This is a genomic window from Serratia sp. BNK-12 (genome assembly GCF_047456085.1).
GTDB classification, from domain to species: domain Bacteria; phylum Pseudomonadota; class Gammaproteobacteria; order Enterobacterales; family Enterobacteriaceae; genus Serratia; species Serratia liquefaciens.
In genome coordinates this window covers 84,187-99,445 of sequence record NZ_CP179896.1, presented here as the reverse complement: position 1 = coordinate 99,445, position 15,259 = coordinate 84,187, and the positions used below count along the sequence as shown (strand labels likewise).

Genomic DNA, 15,259 nt, shown 5'->3' with positions numbered 1-15,259 from the left:
TTGAGGGGCATTTGCGGTTTTTTTTGAACTGGATCTAAAAATCAATATTTCATTATTCACTAATTATGAAATAAATGTTCTTGTTTACCGAAGCGTTAATTCGACTATCACCGCCTTAATGACAGGCAGGGTCCAACCCCTTCCGCCTCCTCTTCCCTACAACCAACAGCGCGGGTGGAAGCCAGGAAAAAAATCGGAGCAACACATGTCATCTCAGCGTAAGCATAATACCGGGTACATACTGCGAATATGCGGCATTGCGGCACTTGGCGGCATTTTGTTCGGCTACGACACCGCCGTGATCTCCGGCGCGATCGAATCCCTGAAAACCTATTTTAATCTCAGCCCCGCCGAAACCGGCTGGGCCGTTTCCAACGTGGTGATCGGCTGCGTGGTCGGTGCCTTTGCCGCCGGGCCACTGGCCGGGCGATACGGTCGTAAGAAGGCCCTGATGCTGGCGGCAGTGCTGTTCACCATTTCGGCGGTGGGTTCTTCACTGGCGCCCACTTTCACCTGGTTTGTGATTTACCGCATTATCGGCGGTTTGGCGGTGGGTATCGCCGCGACCGTTTCGCCGATGTACATGTCGGAAGTCTCACCCAAAGACATGCGTGGCCGTGCGCTCAGCATGCAGCAATTCGCCATCGTGTTCGGCCAAATCGTGATCTTCTACGTTAACTTCAAAATCGCCAGCATCGCCAGTGAAGCCTGGCTGGTGGAGATGGGCTGGCGCTGGATGTTCGCCTCCGGCGTGCTGCCCTGCATCCTGTTTTGCATTTTGGTATTTATCATTCCAGAGTCGCCACGCTGGAGCGTGATGGTCGGCCGGGACGATCAGGCGCTGGCGATGCTGACCAAAGTGTCCAACGCCGAACATGCGAAAAAAGTGCTGCAGGAAATCAAAGACTCGATAAAACAGGATCAACAAGCCAGCCAGAAAAAACTCAGCTATGCCGATAAACGGGTACGCTTCATTCTGTTCGTTGGCTGCATGATCGCCATGCTGCAGCAGGTCACCGGGGTTAACGTAATGATGTATTACGCGCCGGTGGTGCTGAAAACCGTCACCGTAAACGCGCAGGAAGCGCTGTTCCAAACCATCTGGATCGGCGTGATGCAGTTGGTCGGTTCCGTCATCGGTGCCATGTTGATGGATCGCATGGGCCGCATCCCGCTGATGCGTTGGGGTACGCTGGGCGTCATCGCCGGCCTGCTGATCACCTCCTATGCGCTCTATACCGAGGCCACCGGCTACTTCGCGCTGTTTGGCATGCTGTTCTTTATGGTGTTCTATGCGCTGTCGTGGGGCGTGGGCGCCTGGGTCCTGGTGTCAGAAATCTTCCCCAATCGCATGCGCTCTCAGGGCATGAGCATTGCCGTCGGCTGCATGTGGCTGGCCAACTTTGTCGTGTCTCAGACCTTCCCGATGATCAACGATAACCCTTATCTGTTCTCCAGCTTCCACGGTGCCTTCCCAATGTGGGTGTTCGCCGTCTGCTGCCTGTTCAGTTACTGGTTTATCGGCCGCTATATTCCTGAAACACGAGGGGTATCGCTGGAAAAAATGGAGGACGTGGTCATGGCAAAACGCTATCGCCAACCTCAACCCGAAATACAACGCACGCCGCTATAGACCTGTAAATATCAGGCTTTATCAACTCATTCAGGAGTAATGCATCATGACCATTGCGCCAGACCGTTTTTGCATCAACCGCAAGATCGCGCCAAATCTCGATTTGGAACAGTTTTTCAGCTTGGTGAAAAAGTGCGGGCTCAACAAAGTAGAGCTGCGCAACGATATGTCGAGCGGCAAGGTGACCGATAACCTGAGCAACGATCAATTAAATGCGTTGGCAGAAAAATACGGTATCGAAATCGTCACCATTAACGCGCTCGGCATGTTTAACCTGCTGGACGATCAAGCCGCGTTGCTGAAAAACGCCGAGGCGCTGTTGTCACAAGCTCAGGCAATCCGCAGCAAGGCGCTGGTACTGTGCCCGCATTGCAGCGCGGGCGATAACCGCAGCGAAGAGCAGAAAAAAACCGACACGCTGGCGGCCCTTAAGCTGCTGGCTCCGCTGTTCAGGCAATACGGTGTACAGGGCTATGTGGAGCCGTTGGGGTTCGGTATCAGCTCACTGCGCTCATCGCTGCTGACGCAGTCCCTGATCCGGGATTCTGGCGCGCCGTACAAAATCGTGCTGGATACCTTCCACCACTATTTAAGCGACGTCACGCAGCCTGAATTTGATGCGCAAATTCAGATCGACGGCATTGGGCTGGTGCACCTTTCCGGGGTGGAAGATCTGCGTGCTAAAAGCGCATTAAGCGACGAAGAACGCATCATGCTGAGTGACAAAGATCGGCTGGAGAGCAAAAAGCAGGTGCAGGATCTGGAGCGCCTGGGCTACACCGGCATTTACGCCTTCGAGCCGTTTTCGTCGCAACTGGACAGCTGGACGGCAGCGGATATAGAACGTGAAATCCGTCAGAGCATCGCTCTGCTGCAAGGGTAGCGGCCGCAAAGGGGCGAGCATGCTCGCCCCTGATTTAACCGGGCGCCCCTACCCTTATTTTCTCCAGATTATTTCAACGTGCTGACCACCAGCTGATGGCGCTCGTTGTAGAACTTCCGGTAGGCCAGGTAGCAGGCGATGATGGTCGACAGGCTGGCGGTCGACAACAGCATGAAAGTCACCATAATCTGGTACTTAATCGCCTTGACCGGATCGATACCGGCGAAGATCAGACCCGACATCATGCCCGGCAGGCTGACCAACCCCACGGTTTTGGCAGAGTCCACCGTAGGGATCAACGAAGCACGGATACTGTCGCGGATCAGCGCCGCCGAAGCGAACTTCGGCGAGGCGCCCAGGCTCAGCATCTCCTGAATCTTCTGCTGATCGCTTTTGAAACGCTGCCCCAGGTTGTTGTAGCACAGGCCAACTGCCACCATCGCATTGCCGGCCACCATGCCGGAAATCGGGATCACCTGCATTGGGGTAAACTCAATCGAACCGGTCAGTACCAGCACCGCCAACGTTAATACCGCGCCGGTGGTTATGGCAATAAACGACGTCATAAATGCATGATCGATATATTTACTGCGCTTTTGCGCGTTGTAGGCGGCGTTAAAGCAGATAAACAGCACCATCAGCACCGTCAGAATGGCGTTATTTACATCAAAAATGTATTTCAGCACGTAGCCGACAATGATCAGTTGCACCACCGCCCGGCAAATACTCCAGATAATGTCTTTTTCCAGCGCCAGCTTTTCTTTATGGCTGATTAAAATAGCAATAATCACCAATACCATCGACAAAGCCAAAGATTCATTGCTGATGTTATGCTGGTTCATTGGTCGTCTCCTGCGCCCGAGCGCCATGCGCACTCAAAGTAATCACATCATCCGCATGTTTGATTTCATCTTTATCATGCGTAACCCACAACACCGCGACGCCATGCTGCGCGACCAGTTGATGAATAATTTCATTAACGTTGCGTTTATTATCTTCATCCAGCGCACTGGTGATCTCATCCAATAACAGAACCTTGGGCATAAACTGCAGGTTACGGATCAACGAAATTCGCTGCTTCTCGCCGCCCGATAATTCGTTAACGCTTTTATCCAGCATATTTTCCGCTAGCCCAAAGCGCACCAGGTCGGCCTGCATCTTTTTCCTGTCCGGTTTTTGTTTGCGAATCTGGTAGGGCAACGCGATATTGTCATACACGCTGTCGCCAAACAGCGAAGGGGTTTGAAAACAGTACGACACCTGTTGACGATACTCTTCCGGCGGTATATCGGTAATGGCCTTACCGGCAAAGATAATTTTTCCACGGGTTGGGTCGATCAAGGAAGATACGATTTTTAGCAGGGTACTTTTTCCGCAGCCAGACGGGCCGGTAATCAGTTTAAATTCGCCCTGATTCAGACCGAAAGACACGGAATCTAAAATAACCTGCTCGTCTATTTGATAATGAATATCATCCAATAACAGTATTTCTTTGCTTTCCTTCATTATAAGCACGCATCCCTCATGAAAATATTTGCACCCAGGCCCTCAGTATACGGCCTCAAAAATTGCACTGCCAATGGCTGGTCATTAGTCGTAACAAAGGAGTCGGGCTGAGGCGCTTTTCGCTCCGTCAGCCCTGTGTTGATCCGCTGTGAAGGGTAGTCAAAATGACGAAACAGGAAAGGAATTACATTTTTTTGGGTGATGCACAAATATACCAGCGTAACGAATTATTGATGCTGCGATGAGTACAACGAACTTTACCCTCTTTTTCCAATGCCAATAACAGCGTGCGCGTGGTGTAAATATTTTCACCGCATTTGTCTGCCAGCTCCCTGGTTTTAGGCCAGTGTTCCGGTGCCGGAGGGTGATGTTCCCCTGCACCCGACGCACGCTCCATACAGAGTTTTCGTAACACGTTTAGCATATGTGACTTCCTGATTTCATATGTTATCGGCGCCTTGGCCATCGCGTACTCCTTGGGTTACTTTTGCCTGCTCCTGTCCTGCGGCAGCACGTCGGCCACGCGCAAGGTGTAAATCATCGTGGCGCCCGGGGGGATTGCGGGCGGGCTTCCTTTGTCGCCGTATGCCAGAACTGGCGGCACCACCAGCGTCATGGACCCATGCTTGTTCAATTTGCCGATGGCGGCGCGAAACAGCGGTGGATATTGCGACAAAGGCAAAGAGATAGTGGTGCCGGCCAAGTCCATATCCTTGATCACTTGCCCATCGGGCAGGCTCTCGCGTACCACGATATCGACGTTATCATTGGCGTTTATCTGCCCGCTGCCGGCATAGTCCACACGGTAATAAAAACCGAGCGCATCTTTTTGCACGCCAGGCTGCTTGGCGAAATCGGCGAGGTAGGTTTTACCCTCCCCCCGTATCGCCTCCTGTCGCTGCTGTTGGGCCTGCTGCAAGGCAGCGTCTGCGGCCTTTAGCGCGCGGTCGATGGCGGCATCATCCAACCGTTGCTGCCCCGCCAGCGTATCGGCAATGCCCGCCAGCAAGCGCGGGCGATCTGCTTCAATTCCCAAGCGGCGGTTCTCTTCCTGTAAATGCAGAATGTCACGCCCCAGCGAAACCCCGGCGGCGTAGGCCTGCTTATCGGCATCGCTGGCCAGCTCCGGCGGTTGTCGCTGCGCGGCTAGCTGACGGTTGAGCTGCAGCAACTGCTGCTCTTGCTGCGTGACGATCCGCTGCTGCCGTGCCAGAGCCGCCGCCATGGCGATCAAGTCTGGTGGCGTGGCGATAGCCTTACGGATCCCTTTTAACGCGGCCACCAGCGGCCGGATATCAATCGGGTCTGGTTTGGGTGTTGCCTTGAGGGCTGGCGCCGCCGGTTGAGCCTGAGCCGCCAGCTGCTGTTCCAATTGGCGGATGGTTTCGGCTTGCCGTTGCAGGGCCTGATTCAGCGCAGTCAGACGGGCGTTGTCTCCGCGCGTAACAGCGGCGGGCCTGGGTTTGGCAGTCACCGGCTGAGGCGCTGCAGGTGCACTTTCCACCACCGGCACCGCCTGCTGTTGCTCGGCAAATTTCAGCAATGCGGGAATGCCGTCATCCTTGCCAGGTGCAGTCTCTGCCGCCGATGCAGCGCCCCCTACCAACAACAGCAGCAAAGCAGCGGCTCCTTCCGCATACCTTCTCATGATTACAGGCTCTCCACCCGGCTCGACAGATCGGACATCAGCTCATGCTCAACGTCGGCGCAGAATTTCTCGGTTTTATATTTATAAAGCGCATCTATGGCTTTACGGGTGCTTTCATCGACATTACTGCGAATGCCGGCATATCCCGAGGCGTTGGACAACAGCCCGTTAAAATAAGCAATCCGTTTCTGATAGCTTTGCGGATTAATATTCTTAAGTGAGTTGACCCGTTGCTGACAAAGCGCGATCCGTTGCTCATCAGTGTTTTCCTTAGGATTACTCTGTGAAACTTTTTTCATGGCAACCGTGCCGGTGCCATTTTTTCCTACGCAACCGGACAGCAGTAAACAGGACATTATCATCAGCGCCGTAGCGACGGCGGAACGGCGAGTTGAATCATTAATTATGGTAATCATTCCGTTTATCATCCCTTAATTATCACTTAGGTCATTATTATGTCGCGAAGCCCTGCTTTATCTGACTGCTTCTGATTAATCCTAACGAGTTAAATAACAAAAACGCACAATAACAGTCGGGCATTGGTAATAATCCGATACACATCTGTATTGTTATGTTTTTGTTAAAACTCAAAAAGAAATTATCGTAGCCACAATGAATGAAAGTCACATCCCAGGCCAGTATTACCGACGCGTTCACCCATAAAAACAAAGAGTTAACTTTTTACCCGCGATTAACGCGCAGAATTCATCATCTGCTGTCTGAGGGCGATATTATCAAAACAATATTGCTAATTGTAGTGCGAACACTAATTCTGGCGATCTAATATCTCGCATATTGCTATTTATATAGTCATTTATTCTGGATAATATTTGTATACGATCTATTGATTTTCAATTATATATATTTCTTTTTCCTTTTGGTTTTATATTCTGTATTTGACTTAACTTAATAAAAGCTATTTCCAACCGCACCTATTATTTGCAAGAATAATCCCAGCAAGACGCTATGGTGATATACCTATTTTTCTTTTATGGATTTCGCTTGTACGACTTCCAAAATATTTCGTTATTCACTCATGAATAACGGAGGGTGGCGTATTGCCCAGAGCAAAAGGATCTGGCTCCAACTACGGCGTCGGCGACATGACGTTGCCGCTGTTGTGGGGGATTTAGATGTGCTGTTCTTTTTATTTAAATACTCTCTACAGGAACTTGAGAAATGAAACTGAATAAATTAATGCTGGCAACCGTGATTGCTTTCGCTTCTGCATCTGTTGCTCACGCCGCATCTAACCAGGGCAGCGGTAAAGTCACTTTTACCGGTGAAATTATTGATGCGCCATGCAGCGTAGCACCGGAATCTGTTGATCAAACTGTCCCTATGGGCCAAATCAGCAGCCGTCTGCTGGCTAAAGAAGGCAAATCCAGCTCTGAGCCATTCAGCATCGAACTGAAAGATTGCTCTATTGCGACCATGAAGAACGTCCAGGTGACCTTCACCGGTACGCCGGATCCAGATAACAGCAAACTGCTGGCACTGAGCGGCACCGCAACCGGCGCTGGCATCAGAATCTATGACAACCTGCATTCCAAAGACGTTGAACTGGGCACCGCAACCGATGGTCAGGGTCTGACCGAAGGTAATAACTCTCTGAAATTCGCCGCTTATCTGCAAGGCAGCAGCGCTTCTGGCGCCGTGGTCCCAGGCGAATTCACCAGCGTTGCAAACTTCACACTGGCTTACCTGTAATCCCCCCTCGGGGACGCTACTTTGGTGTCCCCGTTTTACCTGCACGGACATTGGGTAACGGGACCAACGGCTACAGGGAGACGCCAGCATGACAAACCGGATTTCGGGCGTACTGCTTATCGCGCTCAGCCTTTGCAGCGCAGAGGCGACGGCGAAAAATCAGGGCCACGGCACACTCAACCTGGGTGGCGAAATCGTCGAAACCCCCTGCGGGATTGCCAGCGAAAGCCTGGACCAGACCGTTGATTTCGGCCTGATCTCGATGACCGATGCGGCATTGGATACGCAGCCGGTACTGATCGGCAGCCGCCGCAACTTTGAGATCAAGCTGGTGAACTGCGAATTGGCCAGCATCGTGAAACCCGACTTTATCTACCGCGCGGCCACCGTCACTTTCAACGGCATCGCCGACAGCCGAGATCCCGATCTCTTGGGGGTTTATGGCGAAGCCCAGGGCGTGGCTATTGAGCTACTGACCGCCAACGGCGTTCAGATACCGCTGGGCAGTACCACCGCGGATTACCAGATTGTCGCCGGCGACAACACGCTGCGCTTTGGCGCTCAGTTACGCATTCATCCCGACAGGGCCAGGGCCGGCGGATTCAGCTCACTGGCGAAATTCACCCTGTCTTATCTGTAAGTAACGCCTCGTTAGGCGGGTGCCGCCGTCAGGCACTGAATGACATCACGTATTACGTATTCAGGTCGTACAGGATGACCTGCTATTGGGCGCGGATTTGCCATGAGTGATTATTCTATGACGTCATTACTGACACGGAAAAAAATACCCCTTACCGTCATTCTATCTTTCCTCTGGGTGCATTCGGCTTTTTCCGCCACGGAATTCAATACCGACGTATTGGATATTGGCGATCGCAGCAAAGTGGATTTATCGCGTTTTTCCGACGCCGATTACGTCATGCCCGGCGCCTATTTGCTGGATATCAAAATCAACCAGAAAACCTTGCCGCAGCGCAGCATTCAATATTATCCGTCGCCGGATAAAAAGGATCGCTCTCGCGTCTGCCTGCCGCCGGATCTGGTCGAGAAAATGGCGCTGAAAGAAGACGTCCTCAAAAAAATCACTCTGTGGCACGACAACAGCTGCGCCGATATCAGCGGCATCAAAGGGGCAACCATCTCCGACCGCATCGGCGGCGGCGTCTTGGCCATCACCATCCCGCAGGCCTGGATGAAATATTCCGATCCGGACTGGACACCGCCGGAGCAGTGGGACGACGGCATTCCCGGACTGCTGCTGGACTACAGCATCAGCGGCCAGGTCGGCAAGCAGAGCCACAATAACAACACCGCCGAAAATCTCAGCAGCTACGGGACGGTGGGGGCTAACCTGGGCGCCTGGCGTCTGCGCGCCGACTATCAGGCCAATTACAATCAGCAGGCCGGCGAGCGCGATAACAACTTCGACTGGAACCAGATCTACGCCTACCGCGCGCTGCCGATGCAGGCTGCCAAGCTGACGCTCGGTGAAATCTTTCTCGACTCGGGGGTCTTTGATTCTTACCGCTTTACCGGTCTGAATCTGGCCAGCGACGAGCGCATGCTGCCGCCAAACCTGCAGGGTTATGCGCCGGAAGTACGCGGCATTGCCAAGAGCAACGCCAAGATCACCGTCTCGCAAGAAGGCCGTACGCTGTACGAAACCACCGTGCCCGCCGGGCCGTTTGCCATTCAGGATCTCAACAGTTCGGTACGTGGCCGGTTAGACGTGAAGGTGGAAGAACAAGACGGCACCGTCTCCACTTTCCAGGTCGACACCGCCACCATCCCTTACCTGACGCGCCCCGGCTATGTCCGCTACAACGTCGCGGTGGGTAAGCCTTCGGCATACGATCACCGCACGCAAGGGCCACTGTTTTCCGCCAGCGACTTCTCCTGGGGGCTGACCAGCGCCTGGTCGCTGTACGGCGGCGCCCTGCTCGGCGGCGATTACAACGCCTGGGCGCTCGGCCTGGGTCGCGATCTTAACGTGTTCGGCGCCATGTCGGTGGACGTGACGCAGTCCATCGCCCGTTTGCCCAATGAGCCTACCGCCAGCGGCATGTCGTTCAAGGTCAACTACGCCAAGCGCTTCGATGAGCTGAACAGCCAGATCACCTTCGCCGGCTACCGCTTCTCACAGCGCAAGTTCATGAACATGTCGCAGTATCTGCAAGAGCGCTACAACGACTATGACGAACGCTACAACGGCCGCCAAAAAGAGCTGTACACCATTACCGCCAGCAAAACCTTTATGGCGGAAGACAGCGCCAAGGCGATCACCGCTTACCTGACCTATTCGCACCAAACCTATTGGGATGCCAGGGCGCAGGATCGCTACGGGTTATCCGCCAGCAAGCTGTTCAACGTCGGCAATGTCAGCAACGTGACCGCATCGCTGTCGGCCTACCGTACCACCTATCACGGCCGCACCGATGACAGCGTGATGCTGAACTTCAGCGTGCCGATCGGCGATCGCCGCCGGCTCGGTTACTCACTGCAAACCAGCAACAGCGACGTGACGCAGATGGCGTCTTACAACGATTATACCGACCCGAACAACACCTGGCAGGTCAGCGGCGGCTTTAACCAGTCCGGCAAATCGCTGGCCCGCGGCTACTACAGCCATAACGCCTCGTTCGGCTCGCTCAACGCCAGCGCCTCTTACCAGCAGGACAGCTATTCGTCGATCGGCGGGACCTTCCGCAGCGGCATTACCGCTACCCGACACGGCATAGCCGCCCACCAGAACTCCAGCAACGGTGGCAGCCGGATGATGCTGGACACCGACGGCATCGCCGGGGTGCCGATCAACAACGGCCGCGCCTACAGCAACCGCTTCGGCCTGGCGGTGATCTCCGATATCACCAGCTACTACAACACCGACACCCGCATCGACGTCAATACCCTGGCGGACGACGTGGAGGCCACCCGAGCGGTGGTGCAAGGCACGCTGACTGAGGGCGCCATCGGCTACCGCCACTTTGAGGTGGTGAAAGGCAGCAAGCTGCTGGCCACCATCAAGCTTGCCGATGGCAGCGAACCGCCGTTCGGCGCCACGGTGCTGAGCGAAAAAGGCCGTGAGGTAGCGGTCGTGAACGACGGCGGCTCGGTCTACCTGACCGGCGTGCAGCCGCAAGAGCAGCTGGACGTCGCCTGGGAAGGCCAACGCCAGTGCCGCATTGTTATACCGGGCGCCGCCAAGCCGCTGGACCAGCTACTGCTGCCGTGCGCCAAACTGTAATCCGTAACGCAGAGAATTGATGATTATGAACAACGTTCCGTTAGCAAAAATGGCCGCGCTGGGCCTGGCTTTGACCGCAGCAGTACCGGCCGCCAACGCAGCGATATCGCTGGATCGTACTCGCGCCGTTTACCTCAGCGACGCGAAATCAATCAGCCTGAATATCGTCAACGAAAACAAGGAACTGCCTTTCCTGGCGCAGTCCTGGCTGGAAAACGAGCAGCACCAGAAAATCACTTCGCCGCTGGTGGTGTTACCGCCGTTGCAGCGGGTTGAAGCCAATGAACGCAGCGTGGTGCGCATCACCAAGACGCCGGAGGCCGATCGTCTGCCGCAAGATCGCGAGTCGGTGTTCTATTTCAACCTGCGTGAAATTCCGCCGAAAAGCAGTAAAACCAACGTGATGCAGTTGGCACTGCAAACCCAGATCAAACTGTTTTATCGGCCAAAGGCCATCGTCGCGCCAAAAGGCGAAGTGTGGCAGGAGAAGCTGGTATTTCGCAAAAGCACCGGCGGTTTCACCGTTGAAAACCCTACGCCGTTTTACATCACCCTGACCGGCATGACTCGCCAAACGCAGAAACAGGGCGGCGGCGCGCTGGGCGACTTCCAGCCGGTGATGCTGAAACCGAAATCGAGCGAAACCATTAAGGTGCGCGACAACGGCCTCAACAGCTTTGTCATCACCTATATCAATGACTACGGCGGTCACCCGGAGCTGCGCTTCGCCTGTAACGGCAGCGTGTGCAACGCCGTGCCCGAGACCAAAAAATAAGGAGATTCCGCATGGCTGAATTCACCGGCGGCCGCCTGCGGCCCCTGCTGATCGCCGCGCTGCTGGTTAGCGGCAGCGCGACGGCGGCAACGCCACTGGGCGTGATCCAAGGCACCACCGGCACCGTCAGCTTTCATGGCGGCCTGCTCAGCTCCCCGTGCAGCCTGACGCCGGACAGCCAGGATCAGTCGATTGATTTGGGTGATGTTAACGCGCGCGATTTTCAAAACGCCGGCGATCAGAGTGCGCCGGTACGTTTTCGCCTCTCGTTCCGCAACTGTCTGCTGGGGGCCAAAGCCTTGGCGGATAACCCGGCAGGGCAACGTAACGGCGATGCCGGGCAGCTCTATTTGCAGGGTGAACAGGCCGCCACGCTGGTGTTTCTCGGCGAAAGCGATATCAACAACCCCGACCTGCTGAAACTGAACGGCGGCGTACAGGGCATCGGCCTGCGTTTGAAAGATCAGCAGGGCCATGCGCTATCGCTCAACCAGCAGAGCCGGCCTTACATTCTGCAGCCCGGCAGCAATACGCTGTGGTTCAGCGCCAGCGTGGAATCCACGCAGCGGGCAGTGATGGCGGCCGGTTTTTCCGGCGTGGCGCACATTCAGGTGATTTACCTGTGAGGTTCACAAACGTGATGAAAAAAACCTACCTTAACTCCTGCCTGCCGCTGGCACTGGCGCTGACGGCTCCAGCCGTGTGGGCCAACGGCTACGTCACGCCGGACGGCGGAGCGAAACAGTTTTATATCGACCTGAATGAAAGCAATATCACCAACAAGGTCGGTTTTACCAAAGAGTTTCCCTATTCGTTAGGCGGCACTTATACCGGCAAGGTCTATTGCGACACCCCGATCCCCGTTAGCCCACACTTTTATAAGTCGGATTCGGCATTGCCTGCGTCCGAATACGGCAATGGCTATTTAAAACTGAATGACTTCCTGGACTTGAAAGCCGAAGTTTGGATCGCCGGCAATAAAAACGCCTATATCACCGTACCGTTTTATAACGAGTCCAATCTGCTCAACCAGCACTCCTGCAAACCGCCTTATTTGCAGGTCAATAACTATGGCAGTGGCTCCAAAGGCAAAATCACCTTCCGGGTACGCAAAAAAATTATTAACGGCGTACAGATCAATGACCGGCAGATCATCGAGATGTATGGCCGTTTGGGGTCAACCGACGCAGGTTTCGGCCCCAATCCGATGGCGCAGGTGTTTATTCAGTCCGCCATTCTCTACGTGCCGGATAAATGTGTGGTGAACGAAGGCCAACTGATCAACGTCGAGTTCGGTGAAATCGGCGGCAGCAATCTGAACGGCGCCAGCTACCCACAAAGTATCCCGGTGCGCTTCCAATGCGAAGGCGGCAGCTTCGAAGACGGTACGCTGAACATCAAACTGGCGGTCTCCGGCACCCCGGCGCCCTTCACCAATAACGCATTTAAAACCGATAAAACCGACCTCGGTATCGAGATCAAACATAACGGCCAGTTGGTGATCCCGAATGAGTTTTACCCGGTGCCAAATATCGGTAACGGCGGTAGCTGGAACCTGGTTGCCGCGCCATTGGCCAACGGCGGTAAAGAAATCGCGGAAGGGGAATTCAACGCCTCTGCCACCATTGTGGCGGCTTTCGAGTAATTCAGGGAGAAACAGACGATGCGTTTACGCGCTTTAGCGATGCTCAGTTGCACGCCGCTACTCTTTTCGGCACTGCCGACGCTGGCGGATACCGAGCTGGTCGGCTCACCGCTGCAGTTCCACGGCACCGTGGTGAGTCGCCCCTGCAATATCGAACCGCAATCGGCCGATCAGGTGGTGGAAATGGACACGGTGATCGTCAAAACCCTGTACCGCTATGGCCATAGCAACCCGGTGCCGTTCAACATCAAGTTGACCGACTGTAAAACGGCGGTGTTTAAAACCGTCAATGTCACCTTCAGCGGGAACGAGGACAGCGAACTGCCGGGCAAGCTGGCGATCAATAACGGCGCCAACGGTGCCGCGATCGCCCTGTTTGACAGCAAGGGCGCGGACATTGATTTGAACCAGGCCACCAGCGCGGTGACGTTGCAAGACGGTGCCAATATTCTGAATTTCACCGCCTATGTGCAGGGCCATCCCAGCGCGATACAGAATAAAACCATTACCGAGGGTGAGTTCAGTTCGGTAGCCAATTTCGTACTGGCTTATCAGTAAGTCGGCGCCGCAGGAACACGTCATGATGTCCAAATCTAAAGCAGCCTGGTTATTCGGGTTGGCGGCATTTTATTGCCTGATCGCCATGCACATTTACTGGCCCAATCGCGGCGGCAGCGGATTCTATCTGCCGTGGAATCTGGTCGGCGGGATCTTCATCGCCCTGTTGATCATAGGTGCGATGCTGTTCAGCCGTCCGCCGCTGGCCACCTCCGGCTTCTTTAACCTGCTGGCGTCCGGCAGCCTGATTTTACTCCTGCCGCTATTGTGGGCTCAACAGCCCTGGTTAAGCGAAGCCTTGCCGCGCCTGATGGGATTGGTGCTGGGTGTTCTGGCCTACTTTGCGCTGCTGCAAATCCCGCTCGATCGCCGGTGGCGGCGCAGGCTATTGATGCTGCTGCTGGCAGCGACGGTTATCGAAGCCTTGCTGGGCCTGGTGCAATACAGTTTGCTGCAGCCGGGCAACTGGATGGGCTACAACACCCTGAAAAACCGCCCTTACGGCATCTTCCAGCAGTGGAACCTGATGGCCAGCTTTATGGCCACCGGCCTGGCGTTGGCGCTGTATCTGCTGAGCGCCCGTCGCCCTTTGTCGCGCAGTTTGCAATGGCTGGCCGCCGCCATGCTGCTGCTGGCACCGCTGTTGTTGATCGTTATCGCCTCCCGCGTCGGACTGCTGGCGGCCCTGCTACTGTCTCCGTTCCAACTGTGGATGCTGTACCGCCTTAACCGCCGCCGCGCCGGCATCGCCCTGCTGTTGTTGATGGCCGGGGTAAGCGCCGGGCTGTTGCTGGTGATGCTAAATGGCGCTACGCGGGCGCTTATGCTGCCGGAACCGATTTTTTACCGACTTACCTACTGGCAAGAGGCGCTAGACATGATCGCCGAACGTCCCTGGTTAGGTTGGGGTTACGGCCATTTTCAGCACGATTTTCTGCATCATTTTTACACCACTCACAGCAGCGGTATGGAAAGCGTTGCCATCAGCCACCCGCACAACGAGATATTGCTGTGGGGCGTCGAAGGCGGTCTGCTGAGCCTGAGCGGTATCGCCCTGATCGTCTGGGGACTCTGGCGTTTGCTGCGGCACAGCCGCCCCGTTCCGCTACGGCCCGCGCCCTGGCTGGCGGCATTGCCGATCCTGCTGCACATGATGGTGGAATACCCGCTTTATCTCTCCGCCGCCCACTCGGTGCTGCTGCTGGTGATTCTGCGCGTTAGTGACCTCCGACGCCGTTTGCGGCTGCCCTCCCATTCGCAGCTCCCGCTGCGGCTGACCACTGCGGGCATCGCTGCATTGATGGTGCCGTATCTGCTTAACGGCCTGCACAGCGCGCTGATCATTACCGCTGTGGAAAAAAGCGGCCTGCGGCAATTCGGCCCCATGAGCCAGGTCATCACACCGACGCCCTGGCAGGTCCGTTACGACTATGACATGCAGTTGCGACAGCTGCTGCAATACCCGCAAACCCGCGATATGGCTACGTTGCTGAGCTACCAGCAATGGGCTGAAAACGAAATCCGCGTGCGGCCAGACGCCAATATTTACATCAATTTGATGGCGGTCAGCCGGCTACTGCAACAGCCCCAGCGAGCCGCCGATCTGCAACGCCAGGCCAAGCGACTGTTTCCGCACGATGCGCGCTTTGAGGAGTAA

At 55.2% G+C, this 15,259-nt stretch carries 15 protein-coding genes; 10 read left to right on the top strand and 5 right to left on the bottom strand.

Annotated elements, in window-relative coordinates; all coding sequences use genetic code 11:
- The first annotated feature begins 205 nt into the window (after window positions 1-205).
- Together ACMGG1_RS00415 and ACMGG1_RS00410 are read left to right on the top strand one after the other, a co-directional pair.
- Window positions 206-1,633 carry a sugar porter family MFS transporter gene (locus ACMGG1_RS00415; RefSeq protein WP_046372444.1) on the top strand — a complete coding sequence of 476 codons (1,428 nt, stop codon included), beginning with the start codon at window positions 206-208 and terminating at the stop codon, window positions 1,631-1,633.
- A gap of 46 nt (window positions 1,634-1,679) precedes the next feature.
- On the top strand, window positions 1,680-2,516 hold the full coding sequence (locus tag ACMGG1_RS00410) for a TIM barrel protein (RefSeq protein WP_122080411.1): 837 nt from the start codon (window positions 1,680-1,682) through the stop codon (window positions 2,514-2,516).
- Between the two features lie 68 nt (window positions 2,517-2,584).
- Here ACMGG1_RS00410 and fetB read toward each other — a convergent pair whose 3' ends face one another.
- From fetB to ACMGG1_RS00385, 5 genes are all read right to left on the bottom strand, one after another.
- Window positions 2,585-3,358 (bottom strand): iron efflux ABC transporter permease subunit FetB, encoded by a 774-nt coding sequence (gene fetB / locus ACMGG1_RS00405; RefSeq protein WP_020837408.1) that lies wholly within the window; start codon window positions 3,356-3,358, stop codon window positions 2,585-2,587.
- On the bottom strand, window positions 3,345-4,022 hold the full coding sequence (gene fetA, locus ACMGG1_RS00400; protein ID WP_020837409.1) for an iron efflux ABC transporter ATP-binding subunit FetA: 678 nt from the start codon (window positions 4,020-4,022) through the stop codon (window positions 3,345-3,347). Before fetA ends, fetB begins: the two co-directional genes overlap by 14 nt.
- A 184-nt stretch (window positions 4,023-4,206) precedes the next feature.
- Window positions 4,207-4,488: a FaeA/PapI family transcriptional regulator gene (locus ACMGG1_RS00395; protein ID WP_041415077.1), complete on the bottom strand. Its 282-nt coding sequence runs from the start codon at window positions 4,486-4,488 to the stop codon at window positions 4,207-4,209.
- A 15-nt stretch (window positions 4,489-4,503) separates the two neighbouring features.
- On the bottom strand, window positions 4,504-5,670 hold the full coding sequence (locus ACMGG1_RS00390; protein ID WP_400827771.1) for an FKBP-type peptidyl-prolyl cis-trans isomerase N-terminal domain-containing protein: 1,167 nt from the start codon (window positions 5,668-5,670) through the stop codon (window positions 4,504-4,506).
- 2 nt (window positions 5,671-5,672) lie between these two features.
- Entirely contained in the window at window positions 5,673-6,086 is a 414-nt protein-coding gene (locus ACMGG1_RS00385) for a hypothetical protein (protein ID WP_020837412.1), read from the bottom strand.
- Between the two features lie 763 nt (window positions 6,087-6,849).
- Between ACMGG1_RS00385 and ACMGG1_RS00380 the strand changes: the two genes are divergently transcribed.
- The 8 genes from ACMGG1_RS00380 (at window position 6,850) to ACMGG1_RS00345 (ending at window position 15,259) form a co-directional block, all read left to right on the top strand.
- Window positions 6,850-7,380 (top strand): fimbrial protein, encoded by a 531-nt coding sequence (locus ACMGG1_RS00380; RefSeq protein ID WP_020837413.1) that lies wholly within the window; start codon window positions 6,850-6,852, stop codon window positions 7,378-7,380.
- 88 nt (window positions 7,381-7,468) lie between these two features.
- Window positions 7,469-8,020, top strand: a complete 552-nt coding sequence (locus ACMGG1_RS00375) for a fimbrial protein (RefSeq protein WP_048760457.1) — start codon at window positions 7,469-7,471, stop codon at window positions 8,018-8,020.
- Window positions 8,021-8,122: 102 nt separating this feature from the next.
- Window positions 8,123-10,624, top strand: coding sequence for a fimbria/pilus outer membrane usher protein (locus tag ACMGG1_RS00370; RefSeq protein ID WP_046372439.1), 2,502 nt, complete (start codon window positions 8,123-8,125; stop codon window positions 10,622-10,624).
- A 19-nt stretch (window positions 10,625-10,643) separates the two neighbouring features.
- The gene (locus tag ACMGG1_RS00365) at window positions 10,644-11,399 is read left to right on the top strand and encodes a molecular chaperone (protein WP_020837416.1); all 756 of its coding nucleotides are present in this window, start codon (window positions 10,644-10,646) and stop codon (window positions 11,397-11,399) included.
- 11 nt (window positions 11,400-11,410) lie between these two features.
- Complete coding sequence (locus ACMGG1_RS00360) at window positions 11,411-12,025, top strand: fimbrial protein (RefSeq protein WP_116691625.1); 615 nt, start codon at window positions 11,411-11,413, stop codon at window positions 12,023-12,025.
- A gap of 14 nt (window positions 12,026-12,039) precedes the next feature.
- Entirely contained in the window at window positions 12,040-13,044 is a 1,005-nt protein-coding gene (locus ACMGG1_RS00355) for a fimbrial protein (RefSeq protein ID WP_020837418.1), read from the top strand.
- An 18-nt stretch (window positions 13,045-13,062) separates the two neighbouring features.
- Window positions 13,063-13,602, top strand: coding sequence for a fimbrial protein (locus ACMGG1_RS00350; RefSeq protein WP_020837420.1), 540 nt, complete (start codon window positions 13,063-13,065; stop codon window positions 13,600-13,602).
- Window positions 13,603-13,624: 22 nt separating this feature from the next.
- Window positions 13,625-15,259 carry a PglL family O-oligosaccharyltransferase gene (locus tag ACMGG1_RS00345; protein WP_217331873.1) on the top strand — a complete coding sequence of 545 codons (1,635 nt, stop codon included), beginning with the start codon at window positions 13,625-13,627 and terminating at the stop codon, window positions 15,257-15,259.

Excerpts from the sequence above, each read along its gene's own strand:
- ACMGG1_RS00410 (WP_122080411.1), top strand. The coding sequence starts at position 1,680 with ATGACCATTGCGCCAGACCGTTTTTGCATCAACCGCAAGATCGCGCCA.
- ACMGG1_RS00370 (WP_046372439.1), top strand. The coding sequence starts at position 8,123 with ATGAGTGATTATTCTATGACGTCATTACTGACACGGAAAAAAATACCC.
- ACMGG1_RS00345 (WP_217331873.1), top strand. The coding sequence starts at position 13,625 with ATGATGTCCAAATCTAAAGCAGCCTGGTTATTCGGGTTGGCGGCATTT.
- ACMGG1_RS00365 (WP_020837416.1), top strand. The coding sequence starts at position 10,644 with ATGATTATGAACAACGTTCCGTTAGCAAAAATGGCCGCGCTGGGCCTG.
- fetA (WP_020837409.1), bottom strand. The coding sequence starts at position 4,022 with ATGAAGGAAAGCAAAGAAATACTGTTATTGGATGATATTCATTATCAA.
- ACMGG1_RS00385 (WP_020837412.1), bottom strand. The coding sequence starts at position 6,086 with ATGATTACCATAATTAATGATTCAACTCGCCGTTCCGCCGTCGCTACG.
- ACMGG1_RS00395 (WP_041415077.1), bottom strand. The coding sequence starts at position 4,488 with ATGGCCAAGGCGCCGATAACATATGAAATCAGGAAGTCACATATGCTA.
- ACMGG1_RS00390 (WP_400827771.1), bottom strand. The coding sequence starts at position 5,670 with ATGAGAAGGTATGCGGAAGGAGCCGCTGCTTTGCTGCTGTTGTTGGTA.
- ACMGG1_RS00375 (WP_048760457.1), top strand. The coding sequence starts at position 7,469 with ATGACAAACCGGATTTCGGGCGTACTGCTTATCGCGCTCAGCCTTTGC.
- ACMGG1_RS00355 (WP_020837418.1), top strand. The coding sequence starts at position 12,040 with ATGAAAAAAACCTACCTTAACTCCTGCCTGCCGCTGGCACTGGCGCTG.
- ACMGG1_RS00360 (WP_116691625.1), top strand. The coding sequence starts at position 11,411 with ATGGCTGAATTCACCGGCGGCCGCCTGCGGCCCCTGCTGATCGCCGCG.
- ACMGG1_RS00380 (WP_020837413.1), top strand. The coding sequence starts at position 6,850 with ATGAAACTGAATAAATTAATGCTGGCAACCGTGATTGCTTTCGCTTCT.
- ACMGG1_RS00415 (WP_046372444.1), top strand. The coding sequence starts at position 206 with ATGTCATCTCAGCGTAAGCATAATACCGGGTACATACTGCGAATATGC.
- ACMGG1_RS00350 (WP_020837420.1), top strand. The coding sequence starts at position 13,063 with ATGCGTTTACGCGCTTTAGCGATGCTCAGTTGCACGCCGCTACTCTTT.
- fetB (WP_020837408.1), bottom strand. The coding sequence starts at position 3,358 with ATGAACCAGCATAACATCAGCAATGAATCTTTGGCTTTGTCGATGGTA.